General features: G+C 67.1%; 1 protein-coding gene. It reads right to left on the bottom strand.

The genetic code is table 11. From position 1 onward, the window contains the following. The coding region (locus G1E_RS29695; protein WP_047150025.1) for a response regulator at window positions 1-243 on the bottom strand (243 nt) is incomplete at both ends.

The following is a 243-nucleotide window of genomic DNA, read 5'->3' as shown; positions in this document are numbered from 1 at the left end:
GGCGGCCAGCTGCATGCCGGTCATGCCGGGCATGTTCTGGTCCAGCAGCACGGCGTCGAAGTAGTCGCGCAGGTGCGCCTTGGTGCGCAACAGGGCCAGGGCCTCCTTGCCTGATGGCACCGCGCTGACATTCATGCCCCAGGCACTGCATTGCTGCACCAGCACTTTCCGGCAGGTATCGTTGTCGTCCACTACCAGCACCCGGGCATCGCGCAGCGGGCCTTCGAGGTCGGCCAGGGGCTG

The organism is Pseudomonas sp. TJI-51, from assembly GCF_000190455.2.
Taxonomy (GTDB): Bacteria; Pseudomonadota; Gammaproteobacteria; order Pseudomonadales; family Pseudomonadaceae; genus Aquipseudomonas; species Aquipseudomonas juntendi.
The sequence above is the reverse complement of the archived record's forward strand: the minus strand, read 5'-3'. Positions and strand labels throughout refer to the sequence as shown.